Annotated in this window: 1 protein-coding gene; it reads right to left on the reverse strand. The window is 64.4% G+C overall.

The genetic code is table 11. From position 1 onward, the window contains the following. Positions 1-331: diaminobutyrate acetyltransferase (ectA, locus tag SB751_RS28955; protein WP_410748903.1), on the reverse strand; the 331-nt coding region annotated here is incomplete at both ends.

A 331-nucleotide genomic window follows, 5' to 3' on the forward strand; every position in this document is an offset into this window, starting at 1 on the left:
CGCGAGGCCTGGTTGTCAGGCGCCACCGTGGTTTCAAGATGACGAACATGCTCGAGCCCCTTGCGTCGCAAGAGCTCCCGAAGCATGGCGCGGCCTAACCGTTGGCCGCGTGCGCGGGTGTGCACGGCGACCTGCCAGACGAACAACACGTCGGGCCTGTCGGCAAGCACGTAAGCGGAGATAAATCCATCGATGCGTCCACCGGCGCTTTCGGCCAGGACGCAGGTGCCGCGGTTGTGCTCGCACAGGAGCAGGTACGCGTATAGGGAATTCACATCGAGTGGCGGGCACTCGGAGATAAGCTGGTGGATCGCGGCGCCGTCTTTGCGGC

This window comes from Cupriavidus sp. SIMBA_020 (assembly GCF_046535395.1).
Taxonomy (GTDB): domain Bacteria; phylum Pseudomonadota; class Gammaproteobacteria; order Burkholderiales; family Burkholderiaceae; genus Cupriavidus; species Cupriavidus campinensis.